The following is a 17,546-nucleotide window of genomic DNA, read 5'->3' as shown; positions in this document are numbered from 1 at the left end:
TGCACTTTTCATGACAAAAATCAGGCTCAATACTGTCTATTTATTCTGAAAAAACCTTACTTTTCATCAATTAAATCTATCAATCAAGCAACCGATGAAAATTCTATACACTTTCCTTTTATTCATTTGCGGGACTTCCTTTGCCCAGGATTCGCTTTACTCTGAAGTAATTGCAAGTACCACCGACAGGTATACGGCAAGAGCAGGTTCCCTGGACAGAAATCATTACATCGGTCAAACCGGGCTTACATTCTCCTTAGGTTTTTTCACCTACCTGGATAGTTTGGGAAACATTTTGTACCACCAGACTTACAGTGTTTCTGGCGATCATAATCAGACGCAATTCCATCAGTTGATTACCTCTTCGGATGACAAATTCGTTTTGTGTGGAAGCAGCTATTTAAATTCCACCAATAAATGGGTGGGTAACTTAACCAAAGTAGATTCAACCGGCTCTATTATTTGGTCCAAACAGCTTAAAGGAATAAACACCAATTCATTCCAGTTAACCGCTTTATCCGAATCATCCGATTCTACTTATTTGACGGCAGGAGTTGATTTGGAAGGTTTCAATGCTACGTTTTTCGAGATTGACCGAAATGGAAATGCATTAAACTCCTTTACATTAACCAGTTCCGAAGGGTATTTTTCAATTACCAGTCTCCTGGAAATCTCAGATACAAGCATATTGTTACTCGGCTCTGAAAACCCTCCTTTCCAAAATCCCAAAGCGATTGCTATCTGTTGCAGTAAGACCGGAGTTATTTATTGGACAAATTCGATCGATAATGCCGCTTTTTCTGATGGAGAAAAAGGAACAAACGCTATCTGGATAGCAACCAGGTATGCGGGCGAACTGGCTGTAACTTCCGTCAGCCAATCCGGACCATTCAATTCCTTAACCACCTACGGATTCTCTAATTCCTACACCAACAATGCCCGGATATGTGTCATAAAAGACTCAACAATACTTTTGTCCGACGGTGAAAGTTATATTCCGGCTGCGATCCTCTTAAAGACAGTTGTCGGATCCACAGATATTTCTCAATTGTACCCTGAATTTTCCCCGACGGATCTGGTTAAACGTGAACATGACGGTGCGTATGTTTTGGGGAATGGTCCGCTTTACGGCATAAAAAGTGCTAATCAATTTGATCATTCTTCGTTCATCCGGATAGACAGCTCATTCTCTTCCACTCTTTGCCTGTCGAACAGTACAATTGGAAATGCAACGACAGTAGCGGTAAACAATAATGCGTTAACATCCCTAAGTATTGATGCTGCCGGTTCTGTAAGTAATTTAAGTTTAGCAAGTGAAACAGCAAGCTTAAATACCTATATCGGCTGTGTTGATTTCCTGGGTTCGGTAACTGAAAATGAGTTAAACTTTCTAAGCATTTATCCCAATCCCGGAAATGGTAAATTAACGATTGAAAATTCAAGTAATCAGATGTGCAACCTACGGATCAGAAATTCTCAGGGAGCTTTATTGTGGGAAGAAAAATTAATGCATCCACACCAATCCATTGATTGGAATGAATTAGCATCCGGCTGGTATTTGATTGAGTTGATTGAATCTGAAACGGGGAATTCTTTAGGCAAACAAGCATACATCAAAAACTAACTTGAATCAGATGCAATTAGATCGACCTTTTCTTAAATGAAATCAAAGGCTGATCAGTTTCAGACCTAACGGGTTTTATTCTACCTTTGCTTCATGGACAACAATTACATCTTTTACAAACTGCGCAAAATTTACGAATGGGACGAAGAGAAAATCGGGAATCTCTTCAAATCGGTGGAATTTATCGTTTCTCCGCTGGATATTTTTGCCTGGATGAAGCAGGAACAATACGAGGGGTTCAAGGCAATGCCCGACCAGGCTTTGGCCGCGCTTCTCAATGGGTTCATCGTGGATAAAAGGGGTTTGAAAGACGGTAAAATCCCGGAAGCAGAAGAAAAACTGACCAACAACATCATTTTTCGCAAATTGCGTATTGCATTGAATTTCAAAGACGATGATATTGTTGAAACACTTAAAAGAGCGGACATACGCATCGGGAAACCCGAACTGAATGCATTTTTCAGGGATCCGAAACACCCGCATTACCGTGTTTGCGGTGACCAATTCCTTCGGAATTTCCTCCGTGGACTGCAATTAGAAAACCATTCAAACAGAAAATAATCATGCTTATTTCACCTACTACTTTTTTAATCTTCAAAGGTGCTGTAGGAATTGCACTATTCGCTAGTTGTTTTTACCTGATCAAACAGCGTTTGGAGCAGAAGAAAAAAACGGTCATCAGTATTATTGCCGGGATTATTGGCTTCAGTGCAATGCAGTTCTCCTGTTCCAAAGTTTATATGGTAGAAAGAGATCTGATGTATGAAGAATACTACCTGATGGGGCGTACCAAACAGGAAATGGGTAACGGAAAAACAATTACGATCTCGCCCAGCCGCTTTGACAAGGTCAACATTGTGAATAAATCCGAATTCAAATTGATCCTGGAAGAAATTATTTACGCTGACAACAGCAACTCGGTCAGTGCGAATGGCGATTATGAAATAGCACCTTACTCCACAAAAGAAGTATTCCTTCCAAGTCCTGAAATAACCTATTTCTTCGAAGACAACATTCCGGATGCACTAGAAGTAAGAGGCAGAAGTTCCGAAACCAAATACTGGCTGCGTCTGGAAAGCCAGGCGGAAGATAATGAAACGATGGAAGAAGTGGATTAATTTCACGTAGACCAAACCACATCGGAACATAGGTCACATAGTTTTTTTGTATGTTCCTATTTTTTTTGTAATAAAAAAACAAGTGTATCCTGTAATAATGGATTCTGCTATGTGTGTTATGTGACTTACGCGGTTAAAACCTGAGCTTCTTCATTTCAAGGCTTAACAGATCGAAAACATGATAAGTATTGAGGTTTACTTCAAGTTCCAAAATACATTTTAAAGCTTCATTTGCCATGAGCGTACCTATGATGCCGGGAACAACTCCCAAAACACCGTTATCCGAACAATTCGGAACATCTTCCGCATTCGGTGGTTCCGGAAATAAGTCTCTGAGGTTTTTGCTCCCCTGGTGATTAAACACCGCCAGCTGCCCCTGGAAACCTAAAATACTTCCGTACACCAATGGTAAGCCCAATTCAACGCAGGTATCATTTACCGTATAGCGGGTCAGGAAATTATCACAACCGTCGATTACGAGATCAAATTGAGTTAAAATAAATGCAGCATTTTCGTCCGTTAGTGCACAGTCGAACAATTCGATTTGAGTATCCGGATTTTGGGCCAAAGCCCGCTCCTTTGCCACTTCCGCTTTCTTTTTGCCCACATCTTCCGGACCATACAAAATCTGGCGGTGCAGGTTCGAATGCTCAATGAGATCGAAATCCACAATACCGATAGTTCCTACTCCGCAAGCTGATAAATACTGGATGATCGGACAGCCCAAACCTCCGGCCCCGATCACTAAAAGACGTGCATTTTTGAGTTTGGCCTGCCCTAACAATCCCACCTCATCGAGGATTGTTTGTTTCGCATAGCGTTTTGCTTCGTTGGGACTAAACATCTGAAGTTTTAATTACCGTGTTTCGTTCCTCATTCTCATTCTGTTTCCCGCTCTGCAAAGCAAAACTTCGATCCCAGTCTTTCCAGACGGCTTCGTACCCGCTATCCCTGATCAATCGGGCAATTTCCTCTACCGGACGTTCATCTGAAATCTCAAACTGCTCCAAAGATTCAGGTTCTACCACATATCCTCCGGGATTTGTTTTCGAACCGGCGCTCATCGTTGTTACTCCCAATGGAATTACGTGATTTCTAAAATGTTCGGATTCTCTGGTAGAAACAGATAATTCCACATCTTCGTTAAACAGGCGGTATGCACAGATCAATTGCACCAATTCCCGGTCACCGACGATCACATTGGGTTCGATAATACCTTCAGCAGGGCGCATTCTCGGGAAAGAGATCGAGTATTTGGTCTGCCAGTATGTTTTCTGCAAATAATCCAAATGAAGTGCACAAAAAAATGAGTCTGTACGCCAGTCTTCTAACCCTAACAGGATTCCCAAACCGATTTTGTGGATTCCGGCTTTTCCGCAACGGTCAGGTGTATCCAACCTATACTCAAAGTTGGATTTTTTCCCCTTGGGATGATAAGCTTTATATACATCCTGGTGATAAGTTTCCTGGTAAACCAATACGGAATATACACCTGCTTCATGCAAAACTCCATATTCAGCTTCGTCGAGGGGCTGCACTTCAATCGAAATATTTGCAAATTCATTCCGGATCAGGTCCATAACACGCTTAAAATAGGGTACATGAACCGTATGATTTGCTTCACCTGTGACCAACAAAATGTGGTTAAATCCGCGTTCTTTCAGGTATGCGACTTCCTTCAGGATTTCTTCATCGGTCAAAGTCTTTCTCCTGATTTTATTATCGAAACTAAATCCGCAATAGGTACAGATATTGTTGCATTCATTACTTAAATACATAGGTGTATAAAGCTGAATGGTCTTTCCAAAACGTTTTTGAGTGAGCGCATTACTTTCCTTTGCCATCCGTTCCAAATAAGGTTCGGCGGCCGGTGAGATCAGGGCCTTAAAATCTTCTAACGTGCGTTTTCCTGAAGACAATGCGCGCTCTACATCAACAGCAGTTTTGCTGTAGATGGAAGATTTTATTTCTTCCCAGTTTGTGGTATTGAATAATTCTTTAAATGTCATATTCTTTTTTATTTTGGAATATGGTGGGGACGCGATGCCTCGCGTCCCTATCACATATTCAAAAATCCTGTTAATGGGCTGGAAGCATTCGCGGAACGGGATATTGCTCCCAAACCTGCTTCATAAGCCATTCTTCCGGATTCTACAGCCATTTTAAATGCTAAAGCCATTTCTTCCGGGTTCTTCGCCACCGCAATTGCCGTATTTACCAAAACGGCGTCTGCTCCCAATTCCATGGCGTGTGCTGCATGAGATGGGGAACCGATACCGGCATCAACAATAACCGGGACCCGGCTTTGTTCGATGATGATCTCCAAAAAATCAAGGGTCTTCAATCCTTTATTGGTACCGATCGGTGCACCCAGAGGCATTACAGCTGCAGTTCCCGCATCTTCCAGCCGCTTGCATAAAACAGGATCCGCATGGATGTAAGGCAAAATGATAAATCCCAGTTTTGCCAGTTCTTCTGTCGCTTTTAGTGTTTCTATCGGATCGGGAAGCAGGTATTTGGGATCCGGATGAATTTCCAGTTTCAGCCAATTTGTCTCCATGGCTTCTCTTGCCAACTGTGCGGCAAAAACAGCTTCCTTTGCATTTCTCGCTCCGGAAGTATTGGGCAAAAGATTGATATGACTGTGCTTCAAATGCGCCAGCAAATCGTCTGTTTCTGTTTCCAAATCTACCCGTTTCAAAGCCACCGTTACCAATTCCGAACCGGAAGCCAAAACGGCTGCTTCCATTTGTTTCGAAGAACCAAATTTTCCTGTTCCGAGGAACAAACGCGATTTGAGCTCTTTATCTCCTATTTTAAACATAATCCAATGTTTGATTTATTTCACTTATCAATGCTGCCCTGTTAGTGGCCTCCGAGATCATTCCTGAAACGGCAATTCCATAAATACCCGTTTTTTTCAACAGTTCAACATCGTTTTGTACAATTCCTCCGATCGCATAGATCGGAATAGACAACCCCGCTGATTCCAGTTCTTTCGCAATTCTTTGATATCCTTCAAAACCCAGAAGCGGGCTCAGCTTTTCTTTCGTTGGAGTGAAACGCAGCGGTCCCAATCCTACATAATCACACTTTTCCCTGATCCGCTGCAACACATCTTCCAATGTATTGGCCGTTCCCCCGATAATTTTAGAAGGACCTAATGCCTTACGGGCTTCTGCTATCGAGTCATCCGTCAATCCTAAATGGACTCCATCTGCATCTACTTTTTGAGCGATTTCTATGGAATCATTGATGATTAATAGTGCATTTGCATAAGTACACCAATTACGGACCTGTGAAGCTACTTCCAGGAAGTCCTTTCCGGAACCTTTTTTGAAACGGACCTGAATCATTTTGCACCCCGCTTCCAGGGCATTCAGAACGTTCCTTTTTTGTTCTTCAACAGTATCTCCGTGAGATATGTACTGAATCTTACTCAACATGGTATGCTAATAAATATTCGTTACTTGAAAGTCTTTTTTCTATGTATTCCTTTGCTTCCCGGCAAGCCTCCCCGAGGTTTCTGCCTAAAGCCAGGTTGCAGGCAATTCCTGCGGAAAGGATGCATCCTGAACCATGTTTTGCCTTGTATTTTGATACTTCAGCTTTGGAAGGTATTTCCCGTGGAATTCCGCCTTCAAACAACAGGTCAACACCCGGACGCGAAGTACTGTGACCTCCTTTCAAAAGAACACGGGTCGATTTTGCCAGTTGGAATGCTGCTTCAATTTCATCTTCCATCCCCGTAATCTTTCTCGCTTCATGGACATTTGGGGTAACCAGATCGATCATTCCCAACACCTGGTCCAAAGTCTCCTCATTCCAGCTTGTATGCAGTTCGAAACCGGCAGATGCTGATAACACAGGATCCCAAACAATAGGAACAGCAGGAAATGTTCTTTTCACAAGTGACAGAACTTCTGATAAGACTTCCAAATTTTCTACAATTCCTATCTTAACAGCTGAAATTTCATAGGTATTCAGAATGGGTTGCAGCTGTGCAAAAATCACCTGTATGTCAAACCAGTCAACCGACAGAAACTCTGTCTCTGTCTGATTGGTATTTGCAGTCAAAACAGCCATTCCCAAACAATGGTGCTGCTCACATGTTTTTACATCAGCAAGCACGCCTGCTCCGCCAGTCGGATCGAAACCGGCAATGCTCAGAACTATGGGACGTTTGTATTTCATTGATTTATTCAATTGATTTTATTGTAGGTACGCGATTAATCGCGTACCTACAATTTTGTATTTCCTCCAGAGGATTATCCGAATGCCAAATCGCACCCAATAGGGCCGCTCCGTCAAATCCCATTTCAAAAACCCGTTTCACATTATCTGCCCGTATGCCCCCTAAACCAATTAACAGGGTTTCTTTTTTTGTTCGTTTTCCTAAATCAAACGTTACCGCCTTGTAATCTGTTTTAGAAATACTGTCAAAAACTGGACTCAGAAAAGCATAGGAAAAATGGTCCGGTAATTCGTTATATTCTTCCACACTGTGAACCGAAGTGGAATATACAAATACTTTATCAGCATCCTTCCAATTTTGCTCTTTCCAGGTAAGCCGATCCCTTTCGGAATAGTGAAACCTTTTTATCCCCATGCTTCTGCCCCATTCATGATGATGATGCAAAACCAGTTTTGAACGATATTCCGGAGCAATGCCGCCCACCCATTCCAATAATGATTCTTCACCTGCTCCGTATTTCCGCAAATGGAACAAATCCAATCCAGCGAGAAAAAGCTGATTAACAATCTCTGTCTCACCGGATCTAAAATCACTATCTGAAAGGACGATCAGCATTAAGAATAAATCTGACTGCCTTTTGTTTTAAATTCTTCCGACTTCTCAAACATCCCTGATTCCGCCGCATCACGAATATCCTGCGTGATTTTCATCGAACAGAATTTAGGTCCGCACATCGAACAGAAATGCGCTACTTTCGCACCTTCTGCAGGAAGAGTTTCGTCGTGGAACTCACGAGCCGTATCCGGGTCCAATGATAAATTGAACTGATCTTCCCATCGGAATTCGAAACGCGCTTTACTCAGTGCATTATCCCGGTATTGTGCTCCGGGATGTCCTTTTGCCAAATCTGCTGCGTGAGCCGCCAATTTGTATGTGATCACTCCGTCTTTCACATCTTTTCGGTTTGGTAATCCCAAGTGCTCTTTAGGAGTTACGTAGCAAAGCATTGCTGTTCCGAACCAACCGATCATTGCCGCCCCGATTGCAGAAGTAATGTGGTCGTAACCCGGTGCAATATCTGTTGTCAATGGTCCGAGCGTATAGAAAGGTGCTTCATGACATTCTTTCAACTGCTTGTCCATGTTTTCTTTAATCATATGCATCGGAACGTGTCCCGGTCCTTCGATCATTACCTGCACATCGTGTTTCCAGGCAATTTTTGTCAATTCTCCTAAAGTTTCCAACTCACCGAACTGAGCCGCATCGTTTGCATCTGCCAGGGATCCCGGACGTAGTCCGTCGCCCAGTGAAAATGCCACGTCGTATGCTTTCATGATCTCACAAATCTCTTCGAAATGCGTATACAGGAAGTTTTCCTTGTGATGCGCCAGACACCATTTCGCCATGATAGAACCACCGCGTGAAACAATTCCGGTAACACGTTTTGCAGTCAAAGGAATGTAGCGCAGCAATACTCCGGCATGGATCGTAAAGTAAGAAACTCCCTGCTCCGCCTGTTCGATCAGTGTATCGCGGAAAATTTCCCAGGTTAAATCCTCTGCAACTCCATTTACTTTTTCCAAAGCCTGGTAAATCGGAACGGTCCCGATCGGAACCGGAGAGTTGCGAATGATCCATTCACGTGTTTCGTGGATATTCTTGCCCGTAGAAAGGTCCATAATCGTATCAGCTCCCCAGCGGCAAGCCCAAACAGCTTTTTCCACTTCTTCTTCGATAGAAGATGTAACAGCCGAGTTCCCGATATTTGCGTTGATCTTTACCAGGAAATTACGACCGATGATCATGGGTTCTGATTCCGGGTGATTGATGTTATTCGGTATAATTGCACGACCGGCTGCAATTTCATCGCGTACAAACTCCGGAGTAATGTATCCTTTCGGCGTATTTGCTCCGAAACTTTCTCCCGGATGCTGTGCGGTCAACATTTCATAACTTCCGTTCAGTTGGGATTTCAATTCATCCACTCGCTGATTTTCACGGATCGCAATGTATTCCATTTCCGGCGTGATAATCCCTTTTTTGGCGTAGTGCAGCTGGGAAACATTCATTCCTGCTTTTGCACGCAGGGGTTTACTGATGTGCTCAAAACGCAATTCATCCAGTTTCGCATCGTTCTTACGTTCTTTCCCGTAATCAGAGCTCACTTCCGGCAATTCTTCCACGTCCCCGCGATCCAAAATCCATTGTTCACGCAAACGAGGCAGTCCTTTGCGCACATCGATCATTGCATTGTCATCCGTGTACGCACCACCTGTATCGTAAACAGTAACCGGAGCATTTTCTTCCAATCTTCCGTTTGCGTGTTTGGTCGGTGTAAGTGTAATCTCACGCATTGCCACTTGAATATCGTGGATCTTACCTTGCACATATACTTTCTTTGAGCCTGAAATTGCACCTGTAGTGATACTTCCTGCTTCCGGTGTTTTGTCTGCTTTTTTCATTTCTTTTATTTGAGTTTTGTCTTAGTTTAACTTCATGTTTCCCTCCTTGAGGAGGGATTAAGGGAGGTGGTTAGCGTGGGCGTTCTCTGCAAGATAGGATAGGACACCACCCTCCTTGGTCCTCCCTCAAGGGAGGAAGAAAGATTACCCCCCCTGCGTTGCCTTAATTATTAAAATATCATCGTTCTCACTGACCACCGTTTCCTGCCAGGATGTTTTCGGGATTACCTGTCCGTTAATGGCCACAGCAATTCCTTTGGAGTTTTCTCCCAACTGATTGAAAACCACATTTGAAAGCAACGTTTGTGCTTCTACTTCGAGTGTTTGATTATTTACTGATATTGTCATTCCAATTGGTAATTTACGCACTTTAGGAATGACTACAAAGAATGTATCCATCTCACTTTTCCCTACGTCGGTACAAACCGAATCCCGACGATAAATGTCGGGATGCTGATTGCCTTAACATCAGCGTCAGGTTCAAAGGGTATTTCTCAGTCAGCTTTGCCGACACCCCTAAAGCGATGATAAAGATAGATTGAATCAATTGCAATTAAAAATGAAAACTGTTAAATATTGAATAGCAATCAGAATTTCATTACTTTTCGTAAAATTTCGACCATGAAAATCAACATCTTAGTCTTTTTATTGGTGGGTATTTTGGCTTTCTCCTGTAAAAAGAAAGAATCTGAAACCAAAAGCACCAATTCGCCCACCGGCTCTCTGAACAGTTTTACCTTGAAAAAGGATGGTGTACTCTATACTCCGAACACTATTCTTGTTGGTTTAGCAGATGAGGATTTACTCAGCATTGAGACCTATATGGTTTACGGGCAGCCGGAAAACAATACTTACGGCCTGCTTATCCGCAAATCCATCACTCCCGGAATGTATCTGTTGCAAGATGGTGAATCCCCTTATTTTGGAATTTATCACATACAGGATGCAGATCATTTATATGGTTGGTCAGACGGATCATTGAATGTCCTTTCGAACGATACGACCGCCGGTATTTTGCACTGCAAGTTTGATGTGTATCTGTATAATGATGATTGCAAAGGCAGTTGTCCCCACATTACAGATGGTGAAATGACCATCCATTACTAAAACAATCCACCCTGCCATGCGAAGTGTACTGCTCACTACTTTATCTCTTTTCATGCTGCTTTCTTCCTGCAAAAAACCGGAAACGAAGCCTAAAACAAATGCTACCGGCCCAATAACAGGAAACAGCACCTTCTTTCTTAAAAAAGACGGAGTTCCTTTTAATCCCGGGTATATCGAAACCGGTGATTTTTTGGAGTTCGCTGTGGACATTTATGCAGCAGCCAACTCACAAAGCAATGCAGATGTTTATAGTTTTATAATCCAAAAGGAAGTTCCGGTGGGAATCTATGATTATGAAACACTGGTAGAAGAATATGGTTGCTGGTTTTCTTATTCCACACCTACTAACGACCTGTGTTATATTAACAATGGGACTTTTGAAATTGTAACACAGGACACCATTCAAAAAGTGCTGGATATGAATTTCCAATTTGAAATGGAGGATTCAAACGGACAAACTTACCAGGTTACGGAGGGAAAGCTAAAAGCTTATTATTGACATTTTATTCCAAATATGAAAAACCACATTTTTATTCTTTTGAGCTTTTTTGTGTTTGCATTTACTGCTTGTAAAAAGGAGAAAAAAGAAACACCAAAATCCGATGCAACGGTATTCAATGACTCATTCAGTTTAAAACAGGATGGAGTTTTATACACCACCAATACTCCTGATGTGGCAGCAAACAATACCTGGATCGGGGTAACCGCAGGAACGATCGGAGAAACCGGAAATTTCTACCAAATTGGAGTTCAGAAAAATCTCCTTCCCGGTACATATGACTATCAGGGCGGAATGGATGATGTTATTCAGTATCTCATGATCTCTGATCAATTAGTTTATGTTATAAACCATGGAAGTGTTACTGTTGTTTCAAACGACACAGTCCTAAAAAGAATGGAATTTAACTTTGAATTTGAGATGTATGAGGACAATACCCATTTAGACACCATTCAGATTACGGAAGGTCATGCCAGTATTTCCTACCAATAGATCAATTTACCCGACCTTTTCTCATAAATTTAAAGGTAAAATAGAGCATTACCAGGAACAGTCCCATGAAAATGGTCACACCCCAAGTTCTTGAATGATCGAAGGGATTGATGAGCCTGTCTCCAACATCTCCTATTAAACGACCGGGATGATGTAATATATCCCAGCTATTCCAACGCAGATACCTTCCGATATAAATTCCGAAACTGCTTACAAATAACAGGAAAACTGAAATCCAGGTGATCATTCGTTTGGACAGAAACTGCTCCATCAGCTCTTCCAGGTTCCACAGACTCAGGAATCCGTACAGCAACCCCGTCCAGGCAAAAGATAAGATCAATACCAGGTCGAACCAAATGGGCATGGATGAATGATGGCTCAGGTGGAACAAATCCGTCAAAATATAAGACGCGTTCGGGAAGAATAAGAGCCAAACACCCAGCATCCCGAAAACGGCCAGGCGGCTTTTTTGCAGGTTCTGGTTCATGCTTAAAATAACTGTCAACAGCCAAGGCACGAATGCCAGGAATAAATTCCAGTTTAAGAATAGAAAATGTTTCGTCCCTGACATTTCCATTCTAAAAAGTGACAATCCGAAACAAAAAAGGGATAAAACTCCCATAAAAACGGAAATTTGAAATTGGTTGGTCTTGATCAGTTGTTTGTACATAAGCTGATGATTTTAGGTAAAAAAATGATGATTCCGGTTATTAACGCGGCAAATGCACTGACGAAAACAGCCGCAGCAGCCAGGTCTTTTACTTTTTTGATTTGCAGGTGTTTTTCCGGGGAAACGAAATCAGCGAGGGTTTCCAGTGAGGTATTGAATAATTCACAAATAAAGACCAGGCAAATTGTACCGACCAGTAAAATCCACTCAGTTACGGAGATATTTAATACGAAACCAAGAGCCATTGCAACCACTGCTGCGATGAGATGAATACGTGCATTGTGTTCTTCTGCAAATAAAGTTCTTAGTCCTGCAAAAGCATATTTAAAGCTTTTGAGTCGCTGGGATATGGAAAATGGGTCGGACGATTTCATCTTTTGCGCAGTTAACTTTTACAGGAACGCAAAGAATCGCAGATATTGTGGAATTAGGATTTATTGGGAAATCTGATTCAAATGATTGTTCACTCTTTTCACATCTATTTCCGGTCGATAAAAAATTGCCTAGTTACTTAATATTCACTAACTTACGATTAAATAAATATTTGCTCCATGAAAACAATTGTTAGAATGAACAAATGGGCAAATGCCCATACTTCAATTGGTTTGGATGTGCTTCGCATTGCTTTAGGCATCTTCCTGTTTTGGAAAGGAATAGAGTTTGCCGGACAAACAAAAGAGCTGGCACAACTTATTGCTCCGAATGATAATGATGCTACACCATTGATTTTAGCACATTACATTGCTATGTGCCATTTTTCAGGCGGTATCCTGGTTGTATTTGGTCTGCTTACCCGACTTTCCCTTGCATTTCAATACCCGATATTGATCGGAGCGGTGATCATAAACTTCACCGGGGAAATGGATACACTCGCATTGGTTCAAGCCATTGCCGCACTTCTTTTAGCAACATTCTTTTTGATCATAGGTTCGGGAAAGCACTCAGTTGATTACACACTGAAAATGAATGTGTAGTTCGGAATGAAGGGAGAGATTTTGTTATTACCAAAAAAGCCCTGACGATAACTGTCAGGGCTTTTCTTTTATACTGGTTTCAATTACTCAGCTTTTGGAGCTTCCGCAGTCGGTTTTTCCGGTCTTGGCAACAACACTTTACGAGACAATTTCCATTTTTTCGTTTTCGGGTCTTTTCCGACTACTTTAAATTTCAATACGTCTCCTTCTTTTGTTACGTCTTCCATTTTCGCTACTTTCTCCCAGGAGAACTCAGAGATATGGATCAACCCGTCTGTTCCCGGAAGGATTTCAACGAATACACCGAAATCTTTGATTGCTTTCACTTTTCCTTCGTATTCCATTCCTTCTTCCACAGTTGGAGGGAATGCGATAGAGCGGATACGGGAAACCGCAGCTTTCATATCATCCCCATTGTTGGACATGATCTGAACACGACCTTCACCTGTTTCCAATTCTTCGATTGTAATGGTTGTATTCGTGTCTTTCTGGATTCCCTGGATGATTTTTCCTCCAGGTCCGATGATTGCTCCAATCATATCGTTAGGCACATTGAATGCTTCGATACGAGGAGTTTGCGGTTTGAAATCCGGATTTGGTTTCGCGATAGTCTCAACGATCTTGTTCAGGATGTGTAAACGACCTGCACGAGCCTGCTCCAATGCCTGGATCAATACTTCGTATGGCAATCCGTCTACTTTGATATCCATCTGACAAGCTGTAATACCTGCTGCAGTACCGGTTACTTTGAAGTCCATATCTCCTAAGTGATCCTCGTCTCCTAAGATATCGGACAATACTGCAAATTTACCTTCATCGGCAACCAATCCCATTGCAATACCTGATACAGGCGCTTTGATCTGAACACCACCGTCCATCAATGCCAATGTACCTGCACAAACTGTTGCCATGGAAGAAGAACCGTTTGATTCCAAAATATCAGAAACCAAGCGGATTGTATAAGCGTTATCTTCAGGAAGAACCGGCTTCAACGCACGTAACGCCAGGTTTCCGTGTCCGATCTCGCGACGGGAAGTTCCGCGCAAAGGCTTCGCTTCTCCTGTGGAGAACGGAGGGAAGTTATAATGCAATAAGAATTTCTCTGTTCCGTGGAAAGTTACTCCGTCGATCAATTGCTCATCCATTTTACCTCCAAGGGTCAATGTTGTCAATGACTGTGTTTCCCCACGTGTAAACACGGAAGATCCGTGAACCATCGGTAAGTAATCTACCTCAGCCCAAATCGGACGAATCTCATCGAATTTACGACCATCCAAACGCTTTTGTTCGTTCAACATCACCCAACGAACCGCTTTCTTCTTCACTTCAGAGAAATAAGTAGAAATGAATCCGCTTACGGTCTCTAATTCCTCTTCTGTAAATGCTGCTTTTACTTCTGTTTTGATAGCGTCGAACAACTCCGTACGTTTCGCTTTATTTGCAAGGCCCTGACGTGCAACTTCCTTACACTTGTCCATTGCCAATTCGTATACTTTCGCTCTTACAGCTTCGTCATGCGTCTCGTGAGAATATTCACGTTTCGGATTAGCTGTCGGGATCATTGCTGCAAGATCCAACTGGAACTGGCATTGCTCCTGGATGGCTGCGTGACCAAGCTTAATGGCTTCAACCATTTCCAATTCGGAAATTTCTTTGAACTCTCCTTCAATCATGTTCACATCCTTCATGGTACCGGCAATCATCAAATCGATATCAGCCGATTTCATTTCTTCCATTGTTGGGTTTACGATCCACTCACCGTTTACGCGTCCAACACGTACTTCCGACATTGGTCCGTTGAATGGAATATCAGATACTGCAATTGCTGCAGAAGCTGCCAAACCACACAATGCATCCGGGTTGTTTACACCGTCGTAAGCCAACAATTGGATCATCAACTGAACTTCAGCATGGTAATCATCCGGGAATAATGGGCGCAATGCGCGGTCCACTAAACGCATGATTAAGATCTCTGCTTCAGAAGGACGCGCCTCTCTACGGAAGAAACCTCCCGGGAAACGACCTGCTGCCGCATATTTTTCACGGTAATCTACCGTTAACGGAAGGAAATCTACTCCTTCTTTTGCCTCAGGTGCTGCAACTACTGTTGCCAAAAGCACCGTGTTGCCCATTTGTAACACTACTGACCCGTCGGCTTGTTTTGCCAATTTTCCGGTCTCGATGGAAATTTCTTTCCCGCCAGTAACGATGGACTTTTTGATTCCTATATTCATATTTATCTATTACATTTTTATACGAACGCGATTAATCGCGTTCCTGCTATTTTCCGTTCCACGAACGATTTAAACAAAAAGGGGGACACCGGATAATTCCGACAAGCCCCCCTTTTAATATTTTGTCAAAGTAGGGGCGAAAAATTTTTCGCTCCTACTGAAAATTCGAATTAACGACGTAAACCTAATTCTTTGATCAACGCACGGTATTTCTCGATATCCTTTTTCTTCAGGTAATCTAACATACTACGACGCTTACCAACTAATAATTGCAAAGATCTTTGTGTTCCGTAATCTTTGCGGTTCTTTTTCAAATGCTCCGTTAAGTGAGCAATACGAAATGTGAACAAAGCAACTTGTGCTTCTGTTGAACCTGTGTTTGTTTCTGAACCTCCGTGTTTAGCGAAGATTTCTTTCTTTTTTGCTGAATCTAAATACATGCCAATATTACTTGAATGATTATTATGTAGAACTCCAACTCTTGGAAATCCGTTGCAAAGATACTAGATAATTCCGAATTACGAATGCCGAATTGCGAATTATTCTTTAATTGTCAATTCCGTAATTATAAATTGCCTAGGATCTAGCTGATCATCTTTATCATTGAACCATTCATAATTAATCATTTTTCGTAGTAGACCTCAAGGGCTTGCTGATATTTTTTAAGTTCTTTCGGGAAATTGATCCATGCGTAATGGCTTACCCATGTGGTTATCAATTCCTTGTTTTGATTGTGGTAAGTAAATGAAACCGGTTTCTCAAAATCAATAAAAACTTCCGAATTTTTCATACGATAACGCACAGCTTCCACGTCTTTTTTACCGGCTTTAATCCTGGCATTTGCAGCCGGATCAAAAACCAGATTAAACTGGAGAGTGTCGGTTATTTTCCAATCGGTCAAAATCTCCAATATCACATGTATCTCAAGGTTGGTCGAATCTTTTGGTACTACACGTATATCGGAAACAATGCGTTTACCATCCAAATCCCCTACTCCAACATACTGAATCCATCCCCTATCAGGGAACAAATGTTCTACATTTTGAGAATAAGAAACAAAAGAAAAACCAAGTATTAATGAAAATACCAAATGAATAATCCGGAACTTGGAATTATTCATTCGCAATTAATTAAAGTCCTCCGTCAGAAACATACATTCCATCTTTGAAAATGCGGACTTTCAGCAAAACGCCGTCACGGTCGTAGACGAACACTTTTCCGTCTTTCAACTGACCGTTCTTAAATTGTCCGTCTATCCAGATCTCATCGGAATTGGTGTACAATTTATTGAATCCGTTCGGTTGGAAAGTTGCTCCTTTTGCCACACGCGGTGTATGCACAAATGGTGCATTCATGATGGAATTACGCATGTTCGAATTACTAGTATTTGAATCCTGGATACGTTCAATTTTACTTACTACGTTTTGGATTTCAGGATTCTCTACTGTTACTTTGTGCGGTGTTCTCACGTTCAGGTAGGTAGAATACAATTGCTGGTAATTTAATGACAACCAGGCAAAATTTACCGTTGCATTTTGCGATTGGTTCTGATTAAGCGATTCTTCTACCCAAAACTGGTATGAATAAGGCACACTGAATACGCGTTTAGCAAAGAAAACCTGTCCGGCAACCATTTCACGATTATGAAACATCATACGGCAGTCAAATAATCCGTTGTGCACTTCTAAACTCTGAGATTGTATAATTTTTCTCGGAACAGTACTTGCCTGAAGCAATTCCCCTTTTTTATCAAAGCGGAAATAAGCACCGCCAGGTCTGTTATCAAGGTATTCCCCTATCAATCTAGGAGTTTCCCCATCAGGATAATAGCAGATCCACGCACCGAACTTTCGTCCCTTAACGTATCTTCCTTCTTTTCTTTTTGATTTACTTTCCAGTGTAGTAGCATCATTTTCCTCATCAACAACCCAATAGCCGGTTCTCTTCCCGTTAGCATCCAGTTTATTCAACGTATCTGCTTTATTCCCTTTTGCAGACCATCCTATATTGGTAAGCAAAAAGATAAAAGTGAATATGCTAATTAATTTGTTCAAGGTAAATCTGTCTTTAGTTATACTAGTTTTCAGTAGAACGAATATATACTTTTCATCCATATACGTGAATACCTGATGAAAATATTTTCTGAACAAATGAATATTCATACTATTTCA

General features: G+C 41.8%; 21 protein-coding genes and 1 riboswitch. Of the genes, 7 read left to right on the top strand and 14 right to left on the bottom strand.

Features of this window, described 5'->3' with window-relative positions; translation table 11 throughout:
* Nucleotides 1-94 precede the first annotated feature (94 nt).
* The 3 genes from QZT69_RS18020 (at nucleotide 95) to QZT69_RS18010 (ending at nucleotide 2,742) form a co-directional block, all read left to right on the top strand.
* Nucleotides 95-1,624, top strand: coding sequence for a T9SS type A sorting domain-containing protein (locus QZT69_RS18020; protein ID WP_294679518.1), 1,530 nt, complete (start codon nucleotides 95-97; stop codon nucleotides 1,622-1,624).
* Between the two features lie 93 nt (nucleotides 1,625-1,717).
* A complete protein-coding gene (locus tag QZT69_RS18015; protein WP_294679515.1) occupies nucleotides 1,718-2,185 on the top strand; it encodes a DUF1456 family protein in 468 nt (155 codons plus the stop codon).
* A gap of 2 nt (nucleotides 2,186-2,187) precedes the next feature.
* Nucleotides 2,188-2,742 carry a hypothetical protein gene (locus QZT69_RS18010; RefSeq protein ID WP_294679510.1) on the top strand — a complete coding sequence of 185 codons (555 nt, stop codon included), beginning with the start codon at nucleotides 2,188-2,190 and terminating at the stop codon, nucleotides 2,740-2,742.
* Between the two features lie 133 nt (nucleotides 2,743-2,875).
* On the opposite strand, the gene QZT69_RS18005 is transcribed toward QZT69_RS18010, so the two are convergent.
* The 8 genes from QZT69_RS18005 to thiS all read right to left on the bottom strand — a co-directional run bounded on the left by QZT69_RS18005 (nucleotide 2,876) and on the right by thiS (nucleotide 9,747).
* Complete coding sequence (locus QZT69_RS18005; RefSeq protein ID WP_294679507.1) at nucleotides 2,876-3,586, bottom strand: HesA/MoeB/ThiF family protein; 711 nt, start codon at nucleotides 3,584-3,586, stop codon at nucleotides 2,876-2,878.
* Nucleotides 3,579-4,751: a 2-iminoacetate synthase ThiH gene (gene thiH, locus QZT69_RS18000; protein ID WP_294679503.1), complete on the bottom strand. Its 1,173-nt coding sequence runs from the start codon at nucleotides 4,749-4,751 to the stop codon at nucleotides 3,579-3,581. The genes QZT69_RS18005 and thiH overlap by 8 nt, the downstream gene beginning before the upstream one ends.
* A gap of 50 nt (nucleotides 4,752-4,801) precedes the next feature.
* Entirely contained in the window at nucleotides 4,802-5,566 is a 765-nt protein-coding gene (locus QZT69_RS17995; protein ID WP_294679499.1) for a thiazole synthase, read from the bottom strand.
* Nucleotides 5,559-6,188: a thiamine phosphate synthase gene (gene thiE / locus QZT69_RS17990; protein WP_294679497.1), complete on the bottom strand. Its 630-nt coding sequence runs from the start codon at nucleotides 6,186-6,188 to the stop codon at nucleotides 5,559-5,561. Before thiE ends, QZT69_RS17995 begins: the two co-directional genes overlap by 8 nt.
* Nucleotides 6,178-6,936 (bottom strand): hydroxymethylpyrimidine/phosphomethylpyrimidine kinase, encoded by a 759-nt coding sequence (locus tag QZT69_RS17985; protein ID WP_294679493.1) that lies wholly within the window; start codon nucleotides 6,934-6,936, stop codon nucleotides 6,178-6,180. The genes thiE and QZT69_RS17985 overlap by 11 nt, the downstream gene beginning before the upstream one ends.
* A gap of 4 nt (nucleotides 6,937-6,940) precedes the next feature.
* The gene (locus tag QZT69_RS17980) at nucleotides 6,941-7,552 is read right to left on the bottom strand and encodes a thiamine phosphate synthase (RefSeq protein WP_294679489.1); all 612 of its coding nucleotides are present in this window, start codon (nucleotides 7,550-7,552) and stop codon (nucleotides 6,941-6,943) included.
* Nucleotides 7,552-9,399, bottom strand: a complete 1,848-nt coding sequence (gene thiC, locus QZT69_RS17975) for a phosphomethylpyrimidine synthase ThiC (RefSeq protein WP_294679486.1) — start codon at nucleotides 9,397-9,399, stop codon at nucleotides 7,552-7,554. Before thiC ends, QZT69_RS17980 begins: the two co-directional genes overlap by 1 nt.
* Before the next feature lie 144 nt (nucleotides 9,400-9,543).
* A complete protein-coding gene (thiS, locus tag QZT69_RS17970) occupies nucleotides 9,544-9,747 on the bottom strand; it encodes a sulfur carrier protein ThiS (RefSeq protein WP_294679482.1) in 204 nt (67 codons plus the stop codon).
* Between the two features lie 42 nt (nucleotides 9,748-9,789).
* A riboswitch (TPP riboswitch) is annotated at nucleotides 9,790-9,927 on the bottom strand.
* A 93-nt stretch (nucleotides 9,928-10,020) separates the two neighbouring features.
* Between thiS and QZT69_RS17965 the strand changes: the two genes are divergently transcribed.
* Genes QZT69_RS17965 through QZT69_RS17955 form a run of 3 tightly spaced genes read left to right on the top strand, consistent with a single transcriptional unit; the run spans nucleotide 10,021 to nucleotide 11,497 of the window.
* Nucleotides 10,021-10,506 (top strand): hypothetical protein, encoded by a 486-nt coding sequence (locus tag QZT69_RS17965; protein ID WP_294679477.1) that lies wholly within the window; start codon nucleotides 10,021-10,023, stop codon nucleotides 10,504-10,506.
* A gap of 16 nt (nucleotides 10,507-10,522) precedes the next feature.
* Nucleotides 10,523-11,005 carry a hypothetical protein gene (locus QZT69_RS17960; RefSeq protein ID WP_294679470.1) on the top strand — a complete coding sequence of 161 codons (483 nt, stop codon included), beginning with the start codon at nucleotides 10,523-10,525 and terminating at the stop codon, nucleotides 11,003-11,005.
* A 15-nt stretch (nucleotides 11,006-11,020) separates the two neighbouring features.
* Nucleotides 11,021-11,497, top strand: coding sequence for a hypothetical protein (locus QZT69_RS17955; RefSeq protein WP_294679467.1), 477 nt, complete (start codon nucleotides 11,021-11,023; stop codon nucleotides 11,495-11,497).
* A gap of 1 nt (nucleotide 11,498) precedes the next feature.
* On the opposite strand, the gene QZT69_RS17950 is transcribed toward QZT69_RS17955, so the two are convergent.
* The gene (locus tag QZT69_RS17950; protein ID WP_294679463.1) at nucleotides 11,499-12,167 is read right to left on the bottom strand and encodes a DUF1361 domain-containing protein; all 669 of its coding nucleotides are present in this window, start codon (nucleotides 12,165-12,167) and stop codon (nucleotides 11,499-11,501) included.
* A complete protein-coding gene (locus QZT69_RS17945; protein ID WP_294679460.1) occupies nucleotides 12,152-12,541 on the bottom strand; it encodes a diacylglycerol kinase in 390 nt (129 codons plus the stop codon). The genes QZT69_RS17950 and QZT69_RS17945 overlap by 16 nt, the downstream gene beginning before the upstream one ends.
* Before the next feature lie 177 nt (nucleotides 12,542-12,718).
* On the opposite strand from QZT69_RS17945, the gene QZT69_RS17940 reads away from it, so the two are divergent.
* Nucleotides 12,719-13,141, top strand: a complete 423-nt coding sequence (locus QZT69_RS17940; protein ID WP_294679454.1) for a DoxX family protein — start codon at nucleotides 12,719-12,721, stop codon at nucleotides 13,139-13,141.
* 83 nt (nucleotides 13,142-13,224) lie between these two features.
* On the opposite strand, the gene QZT69_RS17935 is transcribed toward QZT69_RS17940, so the two are convergent.
* The 4 genes from QZT69_RS17935 to QZT69_RS17920 all read right to left on the bottom strand — a co-directional run bounded on the left by QZT69_RS17935 (nucleotide 13,225) and on the right by QZT69_RS17920 (nucleotide 17,429).
* On the bottom strand, nucleotides 13,225-15,375 hold the full coding sequence (locus QZT69_RS17935) for a polyribonucleotide nucleotidyltransferase (RefSeq protein ID WP_294679449.1): 2,151 nt from the start codon (nucleotides 15,373-15,375) through the stop codon (nucleotides 13,225-13,227).
* A 170-nt stretch (nucleotides 15,376-15,545) separates the two neighbouring features.
* Nucleotides 15,546-15,815 carry a 30S ribosomal protein S15 gene (gene rpsO / locus QZT69_RS17930; RefSeq protein ID WP_144333364.1) on the bottom strand — a complete coding sequence of 90 codons (270 nt, stop codon included), beginning with the start codon at nucleotides 15,813-15,815 and terminating at the stop codon, nucleotides 15,546-15,548.
* A 182-nt stretch (nucleotides 15,816-15,997) separates the two neighbouring features.
* Entirely contained in the window at nucleotides 15,998-16,495 is a 498-nt protein-coding gene (locus QZT69_RS17925; RefSeq protein ID WP_294679443.1) for a hypothetical protein, read from the bottom strand.
* 10 nt (nucleotides 16,496-16,505) lie between these two features.
* Nucleotides 16,506-17,429, bottom strand: a complete 924-nt coding sequence (locus tag QZT69_RS17920; RefSeq protein ID WP_294679436.1) for a hypothetical protein — start codon at nucleotides 17,427-17,429, stop codon at nucleotides 16,506-16,508.
* Nucleotides 17,430-17,546 lie beyond the last annotated feature (117 nt).

The organism is uncultured Fluviicola sp. (assembly GCF_902168135.1).
Lineage (GTDB): Bacteria > Bacteroidota > Bacteroidia > Flavobacteriales_D > Crocinitomicaceae > Fluviicola.
This window is presented reverse-complemented; position numbering and strand designations above follow the sequence as displayed.

Coding starts and splice junctions, on each gene's coding strand:
- QZT69_RS18020 (WP_294679518.1), top strand. CDS start 95: ATGAAAATTCTATACACTTTCCTTTTATTCATTTGCGGGACTTCCTTT.
- QZT69_RS18015 (WP_294679515.1), top strand. CDS start 1,718: ATGGACAACAATTACATCTTTTACAAACTGCGCAAAATTTACGAATGG.
- QZT69_RS18010 (WP_294679510.1), top strand. CDS start 2,188: ATGCTTATTTCACCTACTACTTTTTTAATCTTCAAAGGTGCTGTAGGA.
- QZT69_RS18005 (WP_294679507.1), bottom strand. CDS start 3,586: ATGTTTAGTCCCAACGAAGCAAAACGCTATGCGAAACAAACAATCCTC.
- thiH (WP_294679503.1), bottom strand. CDS start 4,751: ATGACATTTAAAGAATTATTCAATACCACAAACTGGGAAGAAATAAAA.
- QZT69_RS17995 (WP_294679499.1), bottom strand. CDS start 5,566: ATGTTTAAAATAGGAGATAAAGAGCTCAAATCGCGTTTGTTCCTCGGA.
- thiE (WP_294679497.1), bottom strand. CDS start 6,188: ATGTTGAGTAAGATTCAGTACATATCTCACGGAGATACTGTTGAAGAA.
- QZT69_RS17985 (WP_294679493.1), bottom strand. CDS start 6,936: ATGAAATACAAACGTCCCATAGTTCTGAGCATTGCCGGTTTCGATCCG.
- QZT69_RS17980 (WP_294679489.1), bottom strand. CDS start 7,552: ATGCTGATCGTCCTTTCAGATAGTGATTTTAGATCCGGTGAGACAGAG.
- thiC (WP_294679486.1), bottom strand. CDS start 9,399: ATGAAAAAAGCAGACAAAACACCGGAAGCAGGAAGTATCACTACAGGT.
- thiS (WP_294679482.1), bottom strand. CDS start 9,747: ATGACAATATCAGTAAATAATCAAACACTCGAAGTAGAAGCACAAACG.
- QZT69_RS17965 (WP_294679477.1), top strand. CDS start 10,021: ATGAAAATCAACATCTTAGTCTTTTTATTGGTGGGTATTTTGGCTTTC.
- QZT69_RS17960 (WP_294679470.1), top strand. CDS start 10,523: ATGCGAAGTGTACTGCTCACTACTTTATCTCTTTTCATGCTGCTTTCT.
- QZT69_RS17955 (WP_294679467.1), top strand. CDS start 11,021: ATGAAAAACCACATTTTTATTCTTTTGAGCTTTTTTGTGTTTGCATTT.
- QZT69_RS17950 (WP_294679463.1), bottom strand. CDS start 12,167: ATGTACAAACAACTGATCAAGACCAACCAATTTCAAATTTCCGTTTTT.
- QZT69_RS17945 (WP_294679460.1), bottom strand. CDS start 12,541: ATGAAATCGTCCGACCCATTTTCCATATCCCAGCGACTCAAAAGCTTT.
- QZT69_RS17940 (WP_294679454.1), top strand. CDS start 12,719: ATGAAAACAATTGTTAGAATGAACAAATGGGCAAATGCCCATACTTCA.
- QZT69_RS17935 (WP_294679449.1), bottom strand. CDS start 15,375: ATGAATATAGGAATCAAAAAGTCCATCGTTACTGGCGGGAAAGAAATT.
- rpsO (WP_144333364.1), bottom strand. CDS start 15,815: ATGTATTTAGATTCAGCAAAAAAGAAAGAAATCTTCGCTAAACACGGA.
- QZT69_RS17925 (WP_294679443.1), bottom strand. CDS start 16,495: ATGAATAATTCCAAGTTCCGGATTATTCATTTGGTATTTTCATTAATA.